The organism is Candidatus Dormiibacterota bacterium, assembly GCA_035544955.1.
Taxonomy (GTDB): domain Bacteria; phylum Chloroflexota; class Dormibacteria; order CF-121; family CF-121; genus CF-13.
Window position 1 is genome coordinate 237,622 of record DASZZN010000014.1, and the last position, 19,037, is coordinate 256,658.

The 19,037-nt window shown below is 63.4% G+C and carries 24 protein-coding genes; 13 read left to right on the forward strand and 11 right to left on the reverse strand.

What is annotated here, in order from left to right; translation table 11 throughout:
* Positions 1 to 51 precede the first annotated feature (51 nt).
* Positions 52 to 753: a hypothetical protein gene (locus VHK65_06385; protein HVS05778.1), complete on the reverse strand. Its 702-nt coding sequence runs from the start codon at positions 751 to 753 to the stop codon at positions 52 to 54.
* Between the two features lie 221 nt (positions 754 to 974).
* Here VHK65_06385 and VHK65_06390 point away from each other — a divergent pair, with 221 nt between their 5' ends.
* The 4 genes from VHK65_06390 (at position 975) to VHK65_06405 (ending at position 3,083) form a co-directional block, all read left to right on the forward strand.
* Complete coding sequence (locus VHK65_06390; GenBank protein HVS05779.1) at positions 975 to 1,541, forward strand: RNA polymerase sigma factor; 567 nt, start codon at positions 975 to 977, stop codon at positions 1,539 to 1,541.
* Positions 1,542 to 1,876: 335 nt separating this feature from the next.
* Entirely contained in the window at positions 1,877 to 2,293 is a 417-nt protein-coding gene (locus VHK65_06395; protein ID HVS05780.1) for a hypothetical protein, read from the forward strand.
* 342 nt (positions 2,294 to 2,635) lie between these two features.
* Entirely contained in the window at positions 2,636 to 2,836 is a 201-nt protein-coding gene (locus tag VHK65_06400; protein HVS05781.1) for a hypothetical protein, read from the forward strand.
* Between the two features lie 43 nt (positions 2,837 to 2,879).
* Entirely contained in the window at positions 2,880 to 3,083 is a 204-nt protein-coding gene (locus VHK65_06405) for a hypothetical protein (protein HVS05782.1), read from the forward strand.
* 758 nt (positions 3,084 to 3,841) lie between these two features.
* Here VHK65_06405 and VHK65_06410 read toward each other — a convergent pair.
* Positions 3,842 to 4,780, reverse strand: a complete 939-nt coding sequence (locus VHK65_06410; GenBank protein ID HVS05783.1) for a GrpB family protein — start codon at positions 4,778 to 4,780, stop codon at positions 3,842 to 3,844.
* Positions 4,781 to 4,804: 24 nt separating this feature from the next.
* Here VHK65_06410 and VHK65_06415 point away from each other — a divergent pair, with 24 nt between their 5' ends.
* A complete protein-coding gene (locus VHK65_06415) occupies positions 4,805 to 5,689 on the forward strand; it encodes a hypothetical protein (GenBank protein ID HVS05784.1) in 885 nt (294 codons plus the stop codon).
* A gap of 313 nt (positions 5,690 to 6,002) precedes the next feature.
* Here VHK65_06415 and VHK65_06420 read toward each other — a convergent pair whose 3' ends face one another.
* The 4 genes from VHK65_06420 to VHK65_06435 form a co-directional block, all read right to left on the reverse strand.
* Positions 6,003 to 6,959, reverse strand: coding sequence for an NAD-dependent epimerase/dehydratase family protein (locus VHK65_06420; GenBank protein HVS05785.1), 957 nt, complete (start codon positions 6,957 to 6,959; stop codon positions 6,003 to 6,005).
* A gap of 118 nt (positions 6,960 to 7,077) precedes the next feature.
* Entirely contained in the window at positions 7,078 to 7,920 is an 843-nt protein-coding gene (locus tag VHK65_06425) for a hypothetical protein (protein ID HVS05786.1), read from the reverse strand.
* A 101-nt stretch (positions 7,921 to 8,021) separates the two neighbouring features.
* Positions 8,022 to 8,405: a hypothetical protein gene (locus VHK65_06430; protein HVS05787.1), complete on the reverse strand. Its 384-nt coding sequence runs from the start codon at positions 8,403 to 8,405 to the stop codon at positions 8,022 to 8,024.
* Positions 8,402 to 8,710: a hypothetical protein gene (locus VHK65_06435; protein HVS05788.1), complete on the reverse strand. Its 309-nt coding sequence runs from the start codon at positions 8,708 to 8,710 to the stop codon at positions 8,402 to 8,404. Before VHK65_06435 ends, VHK65_06430 begins: the two co-directional genes overlap by 4 nt.
* 242 nt (positions 8,711 to 8,952) lie before the next feature.
* On the opposite strand from VHK65_06435, the gene VHK65_06440 reads away from it, so the two are divergent.
* The 3 genes from VHK65_06440 to VHK65_06450 are packed head-to-tail and all read left to right on the forward strand — an operon-like array spanning position 8,953 to position 11,218.
* Positions 8,953 to 9,618: a TetR/AcrR family transcriptional regulator gene (locus tag VHK65_06440; GenBank protein HVS05789.1), complete on the forward strand. Its 666-nt coding sequence runs from the start codon at positions 8,953 to 8,955 to the stop codon at positions 9,616 to 9,618.
* Between the two features lie 2 nt (positions 9,619 to 9,620).
* Entirely contained in the window at positions 9,621 to 10,862 is a 1,242-nt protein-coding gene (locus tag VHK65_06445) for a hypothetical protein (protein HVS05790.1), read from the forward strand.
* Between the two features lie 11 nt (positions 10,863 to 10,873).
* Entirely contained in the window at positions 10,874 to 11,218 is a 345-nt protein-coding gene (locus VHK65_06450; GenBank protein HVS05791.1) for a hypothetical protein, read from the forward strand.
* Between the two features lie 75 nt (positions 11,219 to 11,293).
* Here VHK65_06450 and VHK65_06455 read toward each other — a convergent pair whose 3' ends face one another.
* From VHK65_06455 to VHK65_06470, 4 genes are all read right to left on the reverse strand, one after another.
* On the reverse strand, positions 11,294 to 11,677 hold the full coding sequence (locus VHK65_06455; GenBank protein HVS05792.1) for a cupin domain-containing protein: 384 nt from the start codon (positions 11,675 to 11,677) through the stop codon (positions 11,294 to 11,296).
* A gap of 3 nt (positions 11,678 to 11,680) precedes the next feature.
* Positions 11,681 to 12,124, reverse strand: coding sequence for a hypothetical protein (locus VHK65_06460; GenBank protein ID HVS05793.1), 444 nt, complete (start codon positions 12,122 to 12,124; stop codon positions 11,681 to 11,683).
* On the reverse strand, positions 12,121 to 12,510 hold the full coding sequence (locus VHK65_06465) for a hypothetical protein (GenBank protein ID HVS05794.1): 390 nt from the start codon (positions 12,508 to 12,510) through the stop codon (positions 12,121 to 12,123). The genes VHK65_06460 and VHK65_06465 overlap by 4 nt, the downstream gene beginning before the upstream one ends.
* A gap of 461 nt (positions 12,511 to 12,971) precedes the next feature.
* Positions 12,972 to 13,901, reverse strand: a complete 930-nt coding sequence (locus tag VHK65_06470; protein ID HVS05795.1) for an aminoglycoside phosphotransferase family protein — start codon at positions 13,899 to 13,901, stop codon at positions 12,972 to 12,974.
* A 378-nt stretch (positions 13,902 to 14,279) separates the two neighbouring features.
* On the opposite strand from VHK65_06470, the gene VHK65_06475 reads away from it, so the two are divergent.
* The 3 genes from VHK65_06475 to VHK65_06485 are packed head-to-tail and all read left to right on the forward strand — an operon-like array spanning position 14,280 to position 16,551.
* Positions 14,280 to 14,675, forward strand: a complete 396-nt coding sequence (locus VHK65_06475; protein ID HVS05796.1) for a GntR family transcriptional regulator — start codon at positions 14,280 to 14,282, stop codon at positions 14,673 to 14,675.
* Complete coding sequence (locus tag VHK65_06480; GenBank protein ID HVS05797.1) at positions 14,672 to 15,577, forward strand: ABC transporter ATP-binding protein; 906 nt, start codon at positions 14,672 to 14,674, stop codon at positions 15,575 to 15,577. The genes VHK65_06475 and VHK65_06480 overlap by 4 nt, the downstream gene beginning before the upstream one ends.
* Positions 15,574 to 16,551 carry a hypothetical protein gene (locus VHK65_06485; GenBank protein ID HVS05798.1) on the forward strand — a complete coding sequence of 326 codons (978 nt, stop codon included), beginning with the start codon at positions 15,574 to 15,576 and terminating at the stop codon, positions 16,549 to 16,551. Before VHK65_06480 ends, VHK65_06485 begins: the two co-directional genes overlap by 4 nt.
* Before the next feature lie 954 nt (positions 16,552 to 17,505).
* On the opposite strand, the gene VHK65_06490 is transcribed toward VHK65_06485, so the two are convergent.
* The gene (locus VHK65_06490; GenBank protein ID HVS05799.1) at positions 17,506 to 17,958 is read right to left on the reverse strand and encodes a hypothetical protein; all 453 of its coding nucleotides are present in this window, start codon (positions 17,956 to 17,958) and stop codon (positions 17,506 to 17,508) included.
* 167 nt (positions 17,959 to 18,125) lie between these two features.
* Here VHK65_06490 and VHK65_06495 point away from each other — a divergent pair, with 167 nt between their 5' ends.
* Both VHK65_06495 and VHK65_06500 read left to right on the forward strand, forming a co-directional pair.
* Entirely contained in the window at positions 18,126 to 18,515 is a 390-nt protein-coding gene (locus VHK65_06495) for a CBS domain-containing protein (GenBank protein ID HVS05800.1), read from the forward strand.
* Complete coding sequence (locus VHK65_06500) at positions 18,512 to 18,856, forward strand: hypothetical protein (protein HVS05801.1); 345 nt, start codon at positions 18,512 to 18,514, stop codon at positions 18,854 to 18,856. The genes VHK65_06495 and VHK65_06500 overlap by 4 nt, the downstream gene beginning before the upstream one ends.
* Positions 18,857 to 19,037 lie beyond the last annotated feature (181 nt).

Below are 19,037 nucleotides of genomic sequence, written 5' to 3' on the forward strand. Positions count from 1 at the left end.
ATCATCTGGACGATGGTCGAGGTAGCAAAGGCTTCCGTCTGGAGACTTGCCTCAGCGGCGCGCGTAGACAAATAACCGGTCCTCGGATGAATGCCATCGAGGGACGGGTACTGCCTCGATACGCCGCCAGGACCACTGTAGCCGCGCCTGAAAGCCCTCACTACCAGGACCTTGCTCGCCCGGTTCCCCGACCACCGCGACGTGCTCGCCCGGGTAGGCGAGCAGCGAGGCTTCGTCAAAACCGCTCCAGGGATCCGGCCAGCACAGTAGGAGGGTTCGCTCAGAATGGCGCAGAAGGACTTCCGGACCGCCTTGCAGGACCTCCGTCCAGAGCACAGGCTCCGCGCGCTGCGGATGCGGCCGAGCCACAATCGCACGGGTGCCGCGATGTCGAATCTCCGTCACGATGGATGGACGGAACCAGGAGCGCCATGACTCACCCATGATGTCGTAGGCGACGATATCCACATCTCGCTCGCGCAGGCAACGAGCCCAGTATCCTGTGCCGGCACCGATTTCGACGAGGGGCCCGTACCGGGCGAGACAGTCGAGCGCGTCATTCCCTGGGACTCCGAACGCGTACTTGCGGCTGAGATGGTCTCTGATCTGCAGCCTGCTGTTCTCGTCTTCTTTCCAGCACGCGATCATTCGGTACTCCGACGGGTCGGTACCCAGCTCGGAGCAACAGATCCAACCAGGAACGCGCGAGCCATTCGCAGCGGCCCATTCCTCAAGGTATGGATTCCAAGGCATGGCCAAGATGCTAGAGAATCGGAACCGGCCGCGACCCATTGAATCCCCTTTCACGCTGGTTACCTGGATTGCGTCCGCCGTGCCCAAGGCAGTTTGGCGGCAACGCCGGCGGTGCGGAGCAGGTCATCTTCGTCGAGGCATGGCGCGGCTTAGTCGAGGGAGCCGCCCCCAGATCCCTGGGCTGAAACCTGCGAACCCCTTCGTGCGTGTAATAAGCAGGGATGACCGACTCCGAAGCGGTCCAAGCTCTGCAGCGGGGTGACCAACGCGGCTTAGAGGCTTTGGTGGAGCGCTATGAGCTCCGTGCGCTCCGTACGGCGTACCACGTCACAAGAGATCCGGAATCGGCCAAGGACGTCGTGGCCGATGCGTTCTTGGCCGTGTTCGAGCGTATCGATAGCTGCGACCCAGACCGTCCATTCGAGCCATGGCTCGTCAGAATCGTCGTTAACCGCGCCATTTCGATAACGCGCCGGGTCAACCGCTACCAAAAAGTCCTATCCCTGCTCAGGCGAGGACCGGAGCCGCACGACCCCGAAGCTGAAGTCCTCCGAAACGAATTGCACATCGTGCTAGCTGAAGCGCTTAGGTCACTGCCCGTCCAGGAGCGGGCCGCACTCTCGTTGCGTTACCTCCTCGATCTAGGCGAGCGTCAAATAGCGGAATCTCTCGGTTGGCCGCTGGGCACCGTGAAGACCCGACTCCACAGAGGACGCGCCCATTTGCGGAAGAAACTGGAAACGGATGGCGGCGGTCTATGGACCACATACGCAATGGAGGGTGATTGAGACCGATGCAAGACCAGATGTTTGATCGTCGGCTTGGGATGCTATTCGTCTCCGACGCCGTTAGAGCCATTCCTGAGGGAACGTCGGTGCTGTTCGACATCAACAGGCGACTCGCGCGCCAACGCTCACCGCGACGGCGCTCGCTCGTGATCGTCGCGAGTGTCACGGCTGTGGCTCTCGGCTTGCTTCTCGCGGTCACGCCGGCTCGGGCTGCGGTCGGCGACTTCCTTCGCTTCGCTTTCGTGCAACGGTTCGGGACTGTGCTTGTCACTCCAACACCGACCCAAGCAACTGGAGCAGCAACGGCGCCAGGGGTGGTCGGAGGGAGCCAACAAATGCCCAGACTTACCCTGGCGGAGGCTCAGCAGTTGGCAGGCTTCCCCATCCCGCAGCCATCCTTCCTTCCCCAGGGCGTGGTGTTCCGGTTTGCCTTCGCATCCACCGACCACACAGGCGTCGTGCTCTCCTACGGGCGAGTCGGCGACGAATCGAGCGGTATGGGCATTCAGATTGCCCAAGGGGCGCATAGCGGCGGCTATGCGATTCCCGCCTCAGCCGCCCGAACCGTGAAAGTCAACGGCCACGACGCCGTCTATGCGCACGGATCGTGGGATCAGTCGCAGAACTGGAACGGCTCGGCTGACTCGGCCTTGCTGTCGTGGCAAGGGGGCGGCTTCACCTATGTAATGAGTTACTCCGGCCTTCGCCTCAGCCAAGCTGACATGATCCGGATCGCCGAGTCTTTGCACTAGCTGGCATATCTCCGCCCGAGCCGACGGCACCTGCGCGATCGGCAGGAGCGAAAACGTCGGACCAGGCTGGAACCGGCCCGCGACCTAGTTGAGAAAGCGTCCGGCCGCCCTCGGCCGTAGCCTCCCGAGCGCTTTGGCGGGCCCGGAGATTCGGGGTGGTCAAGGTTGTGCGGCGCGGCTAGTGTAGAGGGTATGGGGCTGGGATCTCGAGTCGGCCGTACGCCGTCGATGCGGTCTCATCGAAAGCGACAGCCCCACGAAAGTATCTGGAGTCGACGCGGTGCTGGGGTATCGAGAATTCATCGGATAAGGCCGCGGTGAGAGTCGCAGGCTACGTATCTGATGAAACTGTTGGGTGTCGCCTTGATCGTCGGAGGAACTCTCACGCTGCTGTTCAATGGGATCTGCACGCGTCTAACGATGGTACTACGGGAGAAGGTGGGCGTCTTCGTGTATCGAAGCCCGCGATTTGCTCGTATCGTATCGATCGCCATTAGTCTCGCATGGATCGGTGAGGGACGACATCTCGTGCTGAAATACTGAGGCGTCCAATGTGTGTTAGGTCGACTGCTCATGCAGCGGTTCCATGACAGCTGTCAAAGTTTGGGGTGTATTCCTCATCCTGGTTGGAGCTGGTCTACTCATCTTCAACAAGGCGTGGGTCGCGTTCACCAAGACACACGGTTTGGTGCCGTTCTACGTCAGGGGATGGTGGATCCCTCGACTCGTGACTGTGCTGGTTGGATTCGTCATGGTGGTTGCTGGTGTTCAGGCACTACTAGCGAGGTGAGATTCGGAGAGACTCCGAGCTCGCCGCACGACCATGGGGAGGGGCAATGGAGTTGACGTCCGTCCGAGCCAACCTGGAACTGAGAAACCCTGACGGCTCCCTTGGCTGGGCCGGGTATTGGATCATGGGCGTCGGTGCGTTGATGGTTTTGGGCGGATTGGCAAACGTTGCCGGCTTGCCGCGCCAATGGCTTCCGCCCAAGGTTCCCCGATGGGTTCAAGTCATTTGGGGCGCTGTCGGGTTGTGCGCCGGGACCGGCTTCATTCTATGGGCTGCGCTTTCTGGGCCCGGGGTTGTTTATGGGGCGTCAGGTTCTGTCTCTCAGCCTTCAAGTGGGCAGCATTCATCGACCGCTCGTACGGTCGTTTTCCTCGCGCTGGCCGGTGGCGCCGTAGTCTGCTGGACGGTTGGACTTATAAGTGCTCTGCTGGCGTGGCCAGCAACATCTCGATGGCGGAGGACGTTAAAGAAGCGTGAAGGGCTCCCGGGACCATGGGACTTTACGATGGATATGACCAAGCAGTACGAGGTGTTCGGGCGTCTCTTTGGACGGCAACCCGACCCTGACCCAATCGCAGAAATTGATCGAGCCGCCGCCAGGCGCCACTACGCACGTTTTTTCATTGCCATTGGCGGGTTCGTCGGTTTGTTGGCCATTGGTGCGGTAATTGTCAGTTTGATTCCCCAACGATAGGGCTATCGACACCTTCTCGCCCTGTAACGATTGAGCCGAAAGTCTTCGGGCCGACACGGGATCTCTAGGCATCGACCGGCGGGCGGCCCGCCTCCCAATCGCGAGCGCGCTGCATAACTTGCTCGATGAACGGCGCTTTCCTATCACCGTACGATCCTGGTCCGGACAACAGGCTAGTCGATCGCTTTAGTGCTCCATACTCCCGCGCGGCGTCCGGATGGCTCCGGAGATAGTCACGGAAGAGAAGGTTGTCGTGCCACAGCGAACCACCCCACTCGACGAGGTGGACGTTGAACTCTCTCGGGTAGGTAGGTCCCTTGCGGAAATAACGCCGGCCTGGCACTCCCATCTCGCCGCGAAACTCGTACCCGATTCGCTCCATTCGACGAAAGATATCGGCATCCAAATCCAGCTCCCGGGCGCCAACCATGATGTCTACGGTCGGCTTGCCGACTAGCCCGGGAATGGATGTGCTCCCGATATGCTCGATCGCCACGAGCACGGATCGGAGCGCGTGGGCGACGCGCTCTGCCTCAGCGAGGTACCGCCGCGGCCAATCGGGGTCATATTCAGAGAGTTCGGGACCTCGGGGCACAACAATCAGTGAGAGGCTAACCGGATTCTCGGGAGATGTATAGCGGCCGCTCAGCAGACGCCAGTCTATGCCGCGTCGACTTTTGCACTTCTGCCGTGGCAATTGGCCGCTTAACCTATGTCCTTCAGTCCTCAGGTCTAGCTCCAGTGTCAAAACCGCGCCATGGCGGCTTGACAACGTAACAGACGCCAGGGCTGGGACCGCCGCCTGTAAGGAACCAAACCGAGCTTGGCGATGTAGAACTGTCAGATGGCCAGGCGGGTCTCTGCTGCTCTGCTTCTTGGCCTTAGCCTCGCCGCGTGCAGCTGGACCCTTCCCGGGACAAGTACTGCTCCGGCGACACCCAGGCCTGGGGCTCCTGGAACTGCTTTCGCAGCCCTCAGCAAAGTTCCGCTGAAACTGCCCCACCTTGGACCCGGACAAGCCTGTCCAGTGTCAGCCCCAAGGCAGCTTGGCCCCGGGTTGGGGACGGGGTTGGGAAGTGGTCCCGTGTACGTGCTCAGCGGCGAGAACGTGCGCAGCGACCCGGCGCATTCGAACAAGGTGGCCTACGGTGCCGACCCCAGCTACTCGGGGCCGATCAGGATCCGCGGTGGCCGAATCGACGGCGCCGGCCAGTTCCTTCTGGAGACCTTTGACAATAAGTATCGCGGCGCGCCGGTAAAGACCGTAGACGGCGACCATTTGATGCAGGAGTTGGACCTCCTGGAGTCGCACTCCACTTTCCCGAATGTGCCATCCGGTTGGCGGATATGGCCGACCGGGACCTATGTCGCCGCCCCTGGCTGCTACGCCTGGCAGGTGGACGGACTCGGTTTTACCGAGCTCATCATCTTTCACTCTCTTGATCTTCGGATGCTCTCACCAGGCGCCACTTGCCCAGTGAGCTCGCAACAGGTTGCGCACACCCTTTCGCCCGAGTTCGGCAGTGGGCCAGCGGTGGGATCCGGGCCGATCTACGCGCTGATGGCCGAAATGACGGGAGGTTCACTCAAGTACAGCCAGTCGTACAACCAGTCCCACTACAAGAACGGATGGGCCCACTCAAAAGTGCTCTGGATGGCGAAACCAGCGGTTACGGGAACCGTGCTGATTCGCGGCCAACAGATCGATGGGCCGATCAATAGCCAGCAATGGATCGGTTTTGGGGAGGGTGATGTCCCTGACTTCACACTGCATTGGGAGATTGCGTCCGAGGCGGGATGGGCTAACCTGCCGTCCGATGTCCGCATTCCCACGCCCGGCTGCTACGCGTACCAGGTCGACGCTCAGGGCCGAAGTGAAGTTATCGTCTTCCAGGTTGTCGGTGTCGACTGACGGTCGTACCGGCCACCGCTTATGGGTGTGGGATAAACGATGAGGAAGAAGGTTACGCCGGGCTCCAGCGCTAGGTGGTGGAAGTGGATTCGAGCCGCCAATCGATCTCACTGAATCGGTAGACAAGGCCAAAGGCCGCGGCTGTTAAGGAGCGATCAAGAGTTCGTCCAGTCGCGCGATCATCTGGACGAAGGCCGCCATAGCAACTGGGCTGCTCACCCCGGCATCGCTCGCATTGACGTGTTGGTGCGGCAGGCCGGTGTCATCTGTATCGCCCGCGCGTCGGGGTGGATATTTCCCTGGACGGTGATGCTCAGGATTGAGCAACGGCGACGGTTGGCTTGCCTTGCCACCAGGCGAGAGTCTCTTGAATTGCCTGCTCGTGTTGGGTCGGCCGGCTCCCAAACGCTCGGGCGAATTTGCTGTGGTCCACCACCCACGGGCGCTCCGACTGGTAGAGCGTCTCCTTGACGGCTCGCATCGCAGGGATGAAGAGACCGAGCGTTGAGATCATGAGCCTCGGGACCGTCTGCAGCCGCGCCGGCCGCTGGAGCTGCTCGAAGACCATCTCGATGAACCTTCGCGTCGTAACGGTCTCGGCGCTGGGGATATGCCAGACCTCTCCCAGGGCCTCGTCCCGTTGCGCCAGGGTCAGGAGCCCCGCCGCGAAATCGTCAATAAACGTGTAGGTGTGGAGCGTGTCCGGATCGCCCACGGTCTGAGCCGGCTTCCCGGCAAGCGCCCGGGCAAACACGCCATTGCCCACCTTGGACTGCCGGGCGCGTGGACCGTAGAAATCTGACGCCCGGCCGATAGTCGCGCGCACCGTGCCAGCCGCGTGCGCGTTCATGAGCGTGGTCGCCACCTGAGCTCTAGCACGGGTGGTGGGACCGATTGGTCGATAGGGCAGGTTCTCGCGAATGGGACCGTCGACCGGCCCGTACGCATAAAGGTTATCGCCGTACACCAGTCTGGCCCCGGACGCGGTCGCCCCGTCGATGATGCCGTTCATGATGGGCGGCAGGGTCTGCGTCCATCGACCGTAGGGGCCACTGGCGCAGTGAAACACGATGGCCGCTCCCTCACAAACCCTCCGAGCGGCCGCCGGATCGGTCACATCGGCGGCGACGACTTCCACCCCTTGCGGCGCATCCGCTTTCCCGCTTCGATTGACCAGTCGGACTGGTTGGCCCGACGACATCAGCCGGCCGGCGACGGCGAGTCCCAGGGGTCCGGTGCCGAAGACCACGTTCTCTGCATTTGGCTGCATGCTTCCTCTTCTCTCTGAGTTAGTGTATGCCGAGCACTTCAACGATTAGGGGTGTGTCCAGCCACACGTGGGGCGCGATCGCGTGGTGGGGGCGCTGCTTCATGCGCTCATCGTTCTGTCACCGGTTGGAAGACACGGAAGAAATGTTAATGAAGAGATGGATGGTGGCCGCTCCACCAACCACGGCGACTAAAACCGCGAAGAAGAGCACAGGAGTCACAAGTTGGATCCCGGCGGCGGCCGCGGCGATCTGGATGCCAATTAGGGCCAGGCCAAACGTCGTGGCCCACAGCAGCAGGATCGGCGACAGCAGATAGCCAACCGGGTGACGCCGCAGCAGCAGAACGCCGGCGACGATCAGGAGCGGAACGATGAGGCTAAGGTCAACGGCTTGGACAACCAGTGTCGTGTAGCTCTCGAGCCCTGGAGGCGCGCTGTTTGAGGAGATCGACGGGAGGATGCGGCCGAGCCAGAGGAGGAGAACGATGACGCCGATGCCTATCAGCAACCCGCCAACCCTTCGCCTTGCCAATCGGGACCCGGTGGCACCTTGGAGCTGGCCGACGTCGATCGACAATACCGATAGCACGAGTGCAAACGAGCTGGCCGAGAACAGGGCCACATACACGAGGAAGAACGGGTTGTAGGCCGCGCCGAAGGCAAAGATGAGGTAGGTGTAGGCGAAGTAGAAAAGCGCGCCGGACTGGAGCAGCTGGGCCCTAAGGGAACCCGTTCGTGCCAGATACGTGGCCACCAAGAGCAGCGGGATTCCGACGATAAGGGTCACGACGTCCAACCCAACACCCTGCGCCGCCGCTGACACTGATTCGTGGCCGTAGAGCCCGCCGCCCTGAATGGAGACAAGCTCATCCCGCAGCGATACGAACTGGTGATGCCGGTGACCGGCGGACGTCAAGATCCCGACCAGGGTGGCTGGCAGGGCCAAGAGCGCCGTGAGCACGGAAAGACCGGTGATCCAAGGGCGAGCGATCCGGTTCAGTTTCGGGTCACCCCGGTAACCTGCATCTGGGTTTCCAGTCTCGCGGCATCATCCGATCTCCCCTAGGTCAACGCTGGACGGACGACCCAAGTCGTTATTGCGAGCCCAGCCAAGATAGCGATGTCGATAGCGAGGCCGAATTTCGCGTCGTTCCACCAAGCCAAACAGAGGACCAGCGAGAGAACCGCCGCAGCAGCGGCGAGGAGCCTCCACCACCCGGCGCCTGATGCCACCCCTACCGCCGCCCCGACGAACGCCACCGCCAGGAGCAGCCAGAGCAGGCCAAGGAATTGCACCAGTGTGGTGCCAGAACCGAGGCCCGATGGAAAGGTTGGCGTGGTCGAGATGGCGTTGATCTGACCCAGTCGCCAGGTGGCCGCGAAACCAATCGCATGAATCACGCCATGCAATCCGAGAATCGCCGCGATGAGGTAGCGCCAGATCATGCCAGCGGTGCCTTCTCCGAGGGCGAGGAACGCCACCAAGTCACGCCGACCGCCGCGATGCAAGTGCCGAGCATAAGGTAGAAGGCCCAAAAAAGAGAGCCGATTCCGGCGAGCATCACCATCTCGGCCGATATCCAGCCAATCAGCGTCAAGCCGACCGCGATAGCGGCAACGGGGGAGATCGCCTGCCAGCGGACTGTCATCGCCGCGGCCAGCAGTGGTGCAACCCCGATGAAGACGAACAGGATGATGCCGGGTACCAGGTCCGAGCGGAACGGCGTCCCCGCCAACTGCCCGGTCGTCATCCCGAGCAGGTGGCCGTCAGGCGCGAGGATGAACTGGCCTCCCCCGAACAGGGCGCCGAGGCCGAGGAAGATCTAGCAGTACGGCGCGACGCGCGATCCCGGGGAGCGAGCGGAATGTGCTCCAACCAATCTCCCATTGCTGATAACTCCTTTGGAACTCACCGGGCAGGTGCTCTATCTCGCTCAGGCTGGCCTTGATTTGTTATTAGCGTATCTGCTCTAATTAGAGCAACTATTCTAACATGGCCACGAGACCCCTAAAGAAGTCGGAGCGGACAGCCAAGCGGATCATGGACGCGGCCCGCCGGCTCTTCAACGAGCGCGGCGCTTCGGCGGTTAGCACTAACCACATCGCGGCGGCCGCCGGCATCAGCCCAGGGAACCTGTACTACCACTTCGAGGACAAGCAAGCGATCATCCGGGCGCTGCACTCAGAGTACGCGGCGGCGCACGAGGAGCGATGGGAGCCGGCCGCCGATGCGAGGGAGAACCTGGCGAGGCTCGGCCAGAACGTCGCTGATGGGATCGAGCTTGCCTGGGACTACCGGTTCTTCGAGCGTGAGATCCTCGTGCTGCTTCGTGCCGATCCCAAGCTGCGCGTCTCCTACCGTGAGGTATACCAGCGCCGACTCGGAGAATGGCTGGCGTTCGGAAAGCAACTCGTCGCCCAGGGGTTAGTGCGGCTGCCCCGACCGCCGCGCACACTTCGCGACCTCGCGGTCGCCATCTGGCTCGTCGCCGAGAGCTGGCTTCCGTTCCTGGATGTGACCGGCGATCCGCAGGACCCACGGCAGGTGGCCAAAGGGACCGACCTAATCATGGTCGTGCTCGAGCCCTACCTCACCGCCAAGGGACGCAGTTTGATGGAGAGCTCACCAAGCGTAGTTCGCAGGACCAAGGAGGGGTAGCGATGACGACATCGAGAACGACCGGGGAGTTGGATGCCTCGACGAGCGAGGGCAGGGCCTCCGCTGGCGGGGTCAGCAGGCGGGCCTTTCTCCGCTTGGCCGGCCGTGGAGCCGGCCTTGTCGCCGTCGTGGGGAGCGGTCTCGTAACTTTGCGCGCACTCGATCAGGGCGTGTTCAGCACCGGCAGCGGTCCGGCATATTCGGCCTGGAATCAGTGGGCAGCAGCGCCCACGCAACCGCTAGACCTGATCCGGGCGGCGGTGCTCGCTGCGAACGCTCACGACACTCAGCCCTGGTTGTTCCGAGTGAGCCTTGATCGCATCGATCTGTACGCGGTCCCCAGCCGGAGCATCGGGATGATTGACCCTCTCCGGCGGGAGATGTTCCTCTCGCTGGGCTGCGCTCTCGAGAACCTTGTGCTTGCCGCAGCCGCGGCCGGCACGGCGCCATCGGTGCAGGTCGTCCCGAACTCGGCCGATCCGACCCTCGCCGCGTCAGTACGGCTCGGATCCGGGCAGCGCGAGATCTCAAGCCTCTACCGCGCCATTCCGATGCGACATACCAACCGAGGTCCGTATGACACGGCGAGATCAGTCGCCCCCGACGTGCTGACCAGCATGGAAAGCCTGATCTCCGAAACGGACGTCGCTATCGTCTGGTGGACGAGCGCGGCCGACAAGCGACGCTTCGCTGACCTCACTGTTCGCGCCGCCCAGGCGATCGCCGCGGACGCGCAGCAAGCCGCGGACGACTTCCACTGGTGGCGCGGGACCTGGAGCCAGACCCAGGCCAGCAAGGACGGAATCACCATCGACGCCTCGGGTCTGCCGCCGCTCATCCGGGCGCTGGGGAAGATCCTGCCAGGGCAAACCCGCGACAGCTACGAGGATAGCTTCCTGAGCTCGCTGCGGAACACCCAGCTGCCCACCGCCGCAGTTATGGGCACCATTGTTGTGCGTGACTCTTCCAACCCTGCTCAGCGGATCGGGGCTGGTCGCGCTTACCAGCGCCTGCAGCTGTGGGCGACCTTCCACGGCTTCGCTATGCAGCCACTCAATCAACCGTTGGAGCGCGCCGACCGGGAGAAGGCATCCGGCCTGGCGCCGGTGTTTGGAACTGAGCTCGGGGCGCTGTTCCCCGACCCCGGGATGCAGCCGGTCATGCCGTTTCGGCTCGGGTACCCGACTCTCCAGAGCCTGCCCTCGCCTCGCCGTCCGGCAGAGGACGTCATGGTGCGGGGCTAGAGGTGGCAGCAATGTCTTGGATCGGTCGCTACTGGTGGAACTTGCTGGTCGGCGCCGTCGGCCTTCTGTACCTCGCGATGGGTATCGAGGCCGACGCTTTAGCCAGGGTGCTGGGCATTGTCGGCGGCATCCTGATCCTCGCCGGGGCCTTCTACAGTCGTTTGCGGTTTGCTCCGTGGCTGGTGGCGGTCGGCGCGCTTCCGTTCGCCGCGCTGACTTGGTGGAGCGTGGTGTCCCCCCTCCTCGGAATCTTGGCCATCGTCTTTGGCTTGATCATGCGTCGTGACGCGCGACGTCGCGGCTTGGTGGCGGCGCCCGCCCGATCAATCCCAGCGCCGGACGGTACTGGCCGCTGAAAGGCTGCCTTCATTGCAGTTGACCCGCGGCAAGCATGCGCCGAAGGCGTTTGCAAACCGAGGGACGACCCGATGTCAGCGAGCGGGGACGTCCGCCTCGTCCCGCATGGCTTCGGCTTTCGTCCGATGGACCGTGCCGGCGGCGTGCTGGGGCGGCGCATACACCGTAAAAAGCTTGAGCGGATCCTTCCCCGTGTTCTTGATGTTGTGGGGCGTGCCGGCCGGGACAGCCACGACGTCGCCCTTTTCAAAGGAGTTCGCACGGCCGTCAAGGATCGCTTCGCCTTCTCCCGAGACTCCGTACAGGATCTGGTCCACCGTGTGGACCTCCTCGCCGATCTCCTCACCCCGAGGCAGAGCCATTAATACGAGCTGGGCGTGCTGGCCCGTGAAGACCACGCGTCGAAAGTCGTCATTCTTCTTGCTGAGCTCCTTGAGTTGTGCTCGAAACGCTTCCATACCTTATTCCTCCTTGGCTGGGGTCCCTGTCGCTACGGTGCGTTCGCCTTCGCCCTTGAGCCCGAAGATTTCGCCCGTGGAGCAACGCGGCCACGACGAGTAGCACGCGTGGATCGCCGCTAGATTGTGCGCAAACCATTTTGGCAAGTAGATGTCGGTGACTGAGCCCCGCCGCGCTCCAAGCCTCTCGGCCAGGCTCGTAAGCGGACACCGAAATCCACTTGCCGCGAAGACGAGACTCTCCCCACCGACGATCGCCCCGGCGATGGCGGCTCTCCGATCGGACCGCCTGGCAAAGCCAGCGTAGAGAAGGTAGATCATGCACGCCTCTATCGAGAACCAGGCGAGGGTATGGAGTCCCTTGATCGCGACCAGCGCCTGCCTTGATGCTCGCGGCAGCGGCCGCTCCGGCGGATACTCGCCCTGGCCCCGCCAGCCTGTCGTCATCTCACGCTCGATCCGGCGCGGCCGCGTGCCACAACTAAGCACAGCAGCGCCTGGACGAGCGCGAGCGGACCCAGCAAGAAGCGTTCCCAATTGCTCGACGATGCGAAGTTTCCAAGCGCACTGAGCGTCAGTCCAGCGACTAACACCCATGTTCCCCAACGGGACACGTTCGGCGGGACCGGAACCTGGTAACCGGCGCGGCCGAGGACGATGAATGCTGCCAGAACCAGCACGGCAGCGGCAAACCCGCTCGCGATTCGGAGTCCGGCCGGCAGCTGGGCGTGGGCCCCTCCCCAGGCGCCACGACCCAACGGGGCGCCGAGCGCCAGGGCGACCTGGAAGGCTGCGAGAGCGATGAGGCTGCTCGCGGCCCCTACTGCCGCCACGCGCACAGGTCCTGCGGCGACTCGCCGCCAAGCGGACTCCACTGAGCCGGCTCCTCGATGGCCGTTACGGTTAGTTATTCGGGCTGAGGTTACGGAAGGCGCACAAAACCTCCGGGCAAACCGGCGACACTAAGGTGCAAGCCTTGCTGACCGAACCAGTGACTTTGGTCAAGTGGCTGGCCAATGCGGACAGGCTCGCGATGTCCGCTCAATGTTCGCCGACTTTGCGCCTCTTCGTTGCGGCTTAGTGTGCGCCCGGGAGTCTTGCATTGGCTCAAGCCGTCGCAGCCAGCCGGTAGGTTATCTGAATCCGATTTTCAGGCGTGGTACTTGCGCGGGAGGCTCCCGACTCGCGCACCAAGTCACCGCACGCGCGAACCAATTAACCGCCCAGGAGACCGACCTTGACGTCGCGCTTCTTCTTTAGACGGCCACTGGTCGTCTGACGACGGGAGGGTCGACTATTCCAATTCTGACCCTGAGGCGATCAGAAGCGCCTCGCCGAGGGTGACGTAGTATTCCGCCTCGACGGGGTGCGCCAGGTCCTCGAGCACCCAGACAGCGTTCTCCGCAGCCCGCGCCACTCCCCATGCCGCCACTCGCCAGCGGGGCTCAGCCAGCCCTTCGGAAACCTGGTTCATGAGCCGCTCAGCTGCTCTCGGGTCCCGATCATCCCCGAGGAGGTCGCTGATCAGGTAGCCGGCATCGAACGCCGGATCGCCGACCAGGGGTTTCGGGTCGATCAGGAGCCAGGGCTCTCGGGTTGCGGCGAGGACGTTGTCCAGGTGTGCGTCCCGGTTGACAAGCAAACTGGCCGCATCCTCGGCTTCCAGCCTCGCCAATGCGCTCTGGGCGCGCGCCAACAGCACGGCAAGGCGTTGGGAATGTAGGCGGGCGTCGCTGAGGCCGAACCTTGCTTTCCATTCCGCCGCCTTGTCACGAACAAGGAGGAAGGGATGGCTCGACGGAACAGGCCGCCGAAGGCGGGCCAGGGTCTTGCAGGCGATATCGATCGCCGCCGAGCGGTCGCCGTACCGGGACAGCGGCGACCCCGGCTCGGCGAGCTCCAGAAGCATTGCACCGCTCACGGCGTCGAATTCGTAGAGAAGGACAGCACCCTGCCCGGCATAGAGCCGCAGCGCTTCCGCCTCCGAGCGGTTCTCGTCGTCGACGAAGGGGACCTTGATGATGGCGGGGCTGCCGTCGCTCCTCTGCACCGGAGCTACGAACGAGTGAGTACCACCCTCCAGCGCCGCTCCGACCTCGAGCTCCCACGCGTCCGCGATCCTGCTGACTAGGCGGGGGAGCCGGTCCAGCCACTCGCGTCCCCTGTCGCCATGCCATTCCAGGACGCGATGGACGACACTCGCCGGAAGCGTGGATTCGGTCACAGTTGAAGTTCTACTCATTCTGGCCGCAAGGCGTGGCCGGGGGCCTGAGTGGACGAGACCCAGATCTCCTCGAAGCAGGCGGTCTAGAGGCAGCCTCGCCCATTCGTCCAGGTCGATAGCGCTCCGGGCGGACCTTGGCGTGCCGGCCGCTCAGCGCGATCGCCGGCCCGCCCAACGCTTATATCGAGAAGATTTGCCTAAGTCCTCGGACGCCGAGAGGACCGCGCTGCGGCGACCATCTACATATATAGGTAGGGGCATACCACGAGCCCCGAGATGGTCGCGACCCAGTTTGCATTTCGGGAAGGGGAGATTTCGCTCTTGACCCTGCCGCGCAAGGTCGCTATGCTTGCGTCGTTCCACTAATGGGATAGCACAATGATTCAATTCCACCTCGATCGCACGTCTGGGGTCACGACTTACTGGCAACTGGTCCAACAGGTCCAGCAAGCGATCCGGGTCGGTCGGCTCAAAGCTGGTGACCAGCTTCCGACCGCTCGGGAAGTGGTAGCCAAGCTGGCGATCAACCCCAACACCGTGCTCAAGGCCTACCGCGAGCTCGAGCGCGACGGCCTGGTGGTCAGCCGACCCGGCCAGGGTACGTTTGTCACTAACGCTGCCCACGCGATGCCCGTTACGACTCATGCCGCGTTGCGGCGGAGTCTCGAACGATGGGTCCGCTCCGCCAGAGAGGCCGGGTTGGATAACGAGAGCATCCGGGCGATCGTATCGACGACGCTCCAGGAGAGCGCGGACAAAGTTGGCATCGCGTGAACGCTGCGCTGGAGGCCACCGCACTAACCAAGCGTTACGGCACAACTCCTGCCCTCAGCGAATGCAACATTCGGATTCCTGCGGGGCACGTGGTTGCGCTCGTCGGTCCCAACGGCGCGGGCAAGACAACACTCCTCCACCTTGCCATGGGCTTTCTTAATCCGACGGCCGGCGGTATCAAAGTCTTCGGATGGTCGCCGCAGGAGCAGCCGACCATCGTGCTGCCACGGGTCGGCTTTCTTGCTCAAGACCGTCCGCTGTACCGACGGTTCAAGGTTCGCGACCTCCTGGAGTTTGGGCGACGCCTGAATCCCAGGTGGGACGGTGAGCTGGCAAGGTTACGCCTCGAGCGCTTGGCGATCCCGCTCCACCGGCCTGTTGGCAAGCTGTCTGGTGGGCAGGAGGCCCAGGTGGCACTTGCCCTTACGCTCGCCAAGAAACCCGACATGCTTCTTCTCGACGAGCCACTGTCCAACCTCGACCCGCTTGCCCGGCGCGAGTTCATGCAGGTGCTCATGGACGCGGTCGCCGAAGAGGGCCTCACCGTCGTCCTCTCATCGCACATCATTGCCGACCTGGAGCGCACGTGCGATTACCTGGTCATCCTTGCGCAGGGCCAGGTGCAGCTCGCGGGTGAGATCGAGGGCCTTCTCGACAGTCATCGGACGCTTGTCGGTGGTCCGTCCGACCGAGCCCTGCTCGAGCGCGACGCTTCGGTCATCCATTCCAGCCACACCCCTCGGCAAACGACGATGCTGGTCAAGCTGAACGGCCGTCCAGCGGCGGGCCAATGGGAGGAACATCACGTTGGGCTGGAAGAACTCGTCCTCGCCTATCTCAGCCGGCCCTCTGGTGACAGTTCCGCCAAGTCAGAGCCAGTGGAACCGGCGAAGCTCGAATGATCTGGGTAACGTGGGCGCAGCATCGACGGGAAGCGCTGGTCAGCGGGCTCATCCTGACCGTGGCCGCGGCTTTATTGGTGCTTACCGGCCTGATCATGCTCGCCGACTTCCAGAGCAGCGGGGCGGCGAGCTGCGCCCCGGCGGGTGGCCGGGCGGTCGGCGTCTTCGCTGCCGGAACCTCATGTGAACCGGTCGTCGGCGCCTTTTTCAACCGGTGGCTCAGCTTGACGCAAACCGCCTTGCTCGCCCTGATGACCTTGCCCGTGCTGCTTGGCGTCTTTATCGCCGCTCCGCTCCTCAGTCGGGAATTCGAGCAAAGGACCCACCTCTTTGCCTGGAGCCAGAGCATCACCAAGCTCCGCTGGGTCTTGGTCAAACTGGGACTGTTCGCCGCGGTTGTCCTGGTAAGTGCCGCCGCTCTCACGGTCCTCGTCATCTGGTGGCACTCGCCACTGGACCGAGCGTTCTACGGCGGGCCCTGGGCCGCCTTCGACGTCGAGGGGCTCGCGCCCATCGGATATGCCGTCTTCGCCCTGTCTCTTGGCACGCTGGCCGGACTCGTATTCCGGCGCACCATTCCTGCGATGGCCCTCACACTCTTCGTGTTTGTCGGCGCTCGTATCCTGATCGCCCAGGTCAGGCCGCACTTCATGACCGCGGTCACCGGCTCCGCTCTGGACGTCAAGCAGGGCTCATGGCTTGTCTCCGCGAACTATTACACGGATGCCCAGGGCCATCACGTTTCTTTTGAGCAGGTCAACCAGATGGTGAGCGTATATGCATCCACTGCACCCAAGACTTTTAACGGCTCCGCAGTGATGGACTACCTGCACCAGCAGGGGATCAGCCTCCTGACCGACTACCAACCGCCCGACCGCTTCTGGACCTTCCAGCTGATCGAGGCCGCGCTGTTCTTTGGGCTGGCGATAAGCTTGATCGCCGCCAGCCTCTGGTGGCTTCAGCGTAGAGCCTGATCGGAGTCGGCCAACCGCGCTTCGATGCGCCACATCGAGGTGATGCTCAAGGATGGGGAAGAGGGGGCCCTTGGCAAGGCCGTTAAGCAAGGCTCGTTGGCGGAGAACACTGAGCTCGTCCGGCGTTGGCGCGGCATCTTTTCAAATTGGTGGTGCTCTTTGGTAGTACGGCCCCTCGGCGAGTAGTGTGCCCTGGGTTTGGTGGAGTCGGATTACTGGAATGTCATGCCGCTGTCCAATCAGGAGCACAGCATGGGACGAAGGGGCTACCCGGGGGAGTTTCGCCAAAGGGTTCTTGACTGGTCGCTGCCGGCCGAAGTGTCGGTGACATCGCCCGCGACCTCGGCATCAGCGATCAGACGGTGTATAGCTGGCGCCGCCAGGAGCGCATCGACCAGGGGCTCGAGGCTGGACTGACGTCGCAGGAGCGTGCAGCATGCGTTCGTCCACAGTGCCGGATAGCGGGTCGCGCACCATTCGGCGAAAGCCAAGTGCGCGTGGCACCCGGACGTGTTTGTATGCCCCCGCCACTTGCTGTCGCTCCTCCGGAGTCAACCGTTGGGCAAGGGCCAACTGCATCTGGTTGTAGGTCGTGTCTTGAATCGTCGGAACTTGCTCGGGATCATGGTCCAACGAAATCAATGTTGGCTTCCAACTCATCGGTCACCAACCCTGCCGCTGCCTCGAATTCCCGCCGATTTTCTCCCCTGCCGCGAGCCGGTCAAGCCAACGTAAAAGAAGCGCTGCTAAGAACCCACCAACGGTAGGCAGCAGGATGGCGAGCAGGGGGTTGAAGGGTTGAGTGGCGTTGGGACTGGAAGCGGGCGCAGTCGTCGCGGCGACGCCGGCCATCATCGTCGGTAAGTGGGACATTGCCCTGCTTACTGACGAGCGGCGTATGCAGCAGGTCGTGACCCCGCAGGCTGGTTTGGATCTGTCCGTCGGTCTCCCGGATCACTCGCACGCGGAGGCAGCCGCGGCTTGGGCCCTGCTCACGGTCAGAAGCCGCCTGACGGCGCTGACCAGTGACTGGCGAGTGGGGCGCTCCAGCAACCCGACCTCGACATCCGTGAACCGGCGCACCGTGCCGCTCATAGGCCCGAGCAGCAAGATTGGTTTGTCCGCGCGCAGGTAGCAGCGCAGTAGCTCCCGACTGGGGGTGTGCTCTCGGTAGGCGCCGTCGAACACCCGGACGTCCACGATCGCCACGTCGGCGATCTCCACCAGGCCACACCGCTGGCCGCGGACGCCAAGGCACGTGAAATCAACGCGCTGGGGCCCGGGGCAGACCATCACCCCGATCCGCGCGCCTTCCAGCCAGGTTGCGAACCGCTCCCGCTCAGCCCCCTCGGGCTCGACCAGCAGGACCAGGGCGTTCGCATCTTTGGCTCGAACTGCGCGTCTCATTTGCGATCAGCATGCACGCCCCGGCCCTGGTCCGATAGGCCATGGGGTCACGTCGCTTTCGGGTCCTTCGACCCTAAACGATGCACTTGGCGGAAGGCACGATTGGTGTACGGCATCGTTGGAAAACCCGCCGGCTTGCGTGAGCGGGCCGGCAACTGAGGTGCACCATGAGAATCGGTCAGCTCTCGCGATCCGAACTGGTGACGGGCGCCCTGGCCGACACACTCAGTCAGGCGGCGAGCCGGATGCGCTACGCCGACGTGAGCGCGCTTCCCGTGGTGGAGGCCGGCGAATTGGTGGGCATCCTCACCGAGCGCGACCTGACTCGTGCCGCGGCGGAGGGGGTCGATCCCCGCAGCCATACGGTGGCTGCTTTCATGAGCCTGGGCCCGATCACCGCGGATCCGAACGAGGACTCGGACGATGTGGCAGCGCGCATGCTCGAACTCGGCATCCGGCATCTGCCGGTGATTGAGCGTGGCAAGCTGGCTGGGATCGTTTCGATGCGCGACCTGTTCCTGCTCCAGACCCTGCGCGGCCGACCAGACGTGTCATGAGTCCCGTGCCTGGCCTGACAGAGGTCGGCGCCAGGGCCGGGTCATCGGCGGCCAACTCAGACTGGGCGCTGGCGCTCGGCGCCGTCGCCGCGGTCCTGGTTGTGGTGGGCTATGCCGTGGTTGTCGGGATGACGGTGGCCGGCTGGCGGGCGTCCCGGCGGCAGCGTGGACGGCCAGGGCCGCGGCGGCTGGCGGCCGTAATAGGCTCGGCGGGTCCAGTCACCGCGGACGATCTCATCGACGTGCACGCTGCTCTCTCGGATGCCACCAGTCTGCGGATGATCGCTGGGGAAACTCCTGCTGTACGAGAGCCGGACCTCACCTCCGCGCATCATTCTTAGCCCGTTCGGCAAGGTCCTGGCAATGGCCTGCGGTCAAGGCCTCCACTTGCGCCAGGAGGAGATCGGGCCGCCCTGGTCCTGAACTTCCGGTGACCTCGGTCCCGGCGGAATCGGGACGGATGGCCGATCAACCGCTTCCGGGCGGCCGATACGCTCAAGTCAGCACTCAAGCAAGTCTCAA

Excerpts from the sequence above, each read along its gene's own strand:
- VHK65_06385 (HVS05778.1), bottom strand. The coding sequence starts at position 753 with ATGCCTTGGAATCCATACCTTGAGGAATGGGCCGCTGCGAATGGCTCG.
- VHK65_06390 (HVS05779.1), top strand. The coding sequence starts at position 975 with ATGACCGACTCCGAAGCGGTCCAAGCTCTGCAGCGGGGTGACCAACGC.
- VHK65_06395 (HVS05780.1), top strand. The coding sequence starts at position 1,877 with ATGCCCAGACTTACCCTGGCGGAGGCTCAGCAGTTGGCAGGCTTCCCC.
- VHK65_06400 (HVS05781.1), top strand. The coding sequence starts at position 2,636 with ATGAAACTGTTGGGTGTCGCCTTGATCGTCGGAGGAACTCTCACGCTG.
- VHK65_06405 (HVS05782.1), top strand. The coding sequence starts at position 2,880 with ATGACAGCTGTCAAAGTTTGGGGTGTATTCCTCATCCTGGTTGGAGCT.
- VHK65_06420 (HVS05785.1), bottom strand. The coding sequence starts at position 6,959 with ATGCAGCCAAATGCAGAGAACGTGGTCTTCGGCACCGGACCCCTGGGA.
- VHK65_06430 (HVS05787.1), bottom strand. The coding sequence starts at position 8,405 with ATGATCTGGCGCTACCTCATCGCGGCGATTCTCGGATTGCATGGCGTG.
- VHK65_06435 (HVS05788.1), bottom strand. The coding sequence starts at position 8,710 with ATGACGACCGGGCAGTTGGCGGGGACGCCGTTCCGCTCGGACCTGGTA.
- VHK65_06440 (HVS05789.1), top strand. The coding sequence starts at position 8,953 with ATGGCCACGAGACCCCTAAAGAAGTCGGAGCGGACAGCCAAGCGGATC.
- VHK65_06445 (HVS05790.1), top strand. The coding sequence starts at position 9,621 with ATGACGACATCGAGAACGACCGGGGAGTTGGATGCCTCGACGAGCGAG.
- VHK65_06450 (HVS05791.1), top strand. The coding sequence starts at position 10,874 with ATGTCTTGGATCGGTCGCTACTGGTGGAACTTGCTGGTCGGCGCCGTC.
- VHK65_06455 (HVS05792.1), bottom strand. The coding sequence starts at position 11,677 with ATGGAAGCGTTTCGAGCACAACTCAAGGAGCTCAGCAAGAAGAATGAC.
- VHK65_06460 (HVS05793.1), bottom strand. The coding sequence starts at position 12,124 with ATGACGACAGGCTGGCGGGGCCAGGGCGAGTATCCGCCGGAGCGGCCG.
- VHK65_06475 (HVS05796.1), top strand. The coding sequence starts at position 14,280 with ATGATTCAATTCCACCTCGATCGCACGTCTGGGGTCACGACTTACTGG.
- VHK65_06485 (HVS05798.1), top strand. The coding sequence starts at position 15,574 with ATGATCTGGGTAACGTGGGCGCAGCATCGACGGGAAGCGCTGGTCAGC.
- VHK65_06490 (HVS05799.1), bottom strand. The coding sequence starts at position 17,958 with ATGAGACGCGCAGTTCGAGCCAAAGATGCGAACGCCCTGGTCCTGCTG.
- VHK65_06495 (HVS05800.1), top strand. The coding sequence starts at position 18,126 with ATGAGAATCGGTCAGCTCTCGCGATCCGAACTGGTGACGGGCGCCCTG.
- VHK65_06500 (HVS05801.1), top strand. The coding sequence starts at position 18,512 with ATGAGTCCCGTGCCTGGCCTGACAGAGGTCGGCGCCAGGGCCGGGTCA.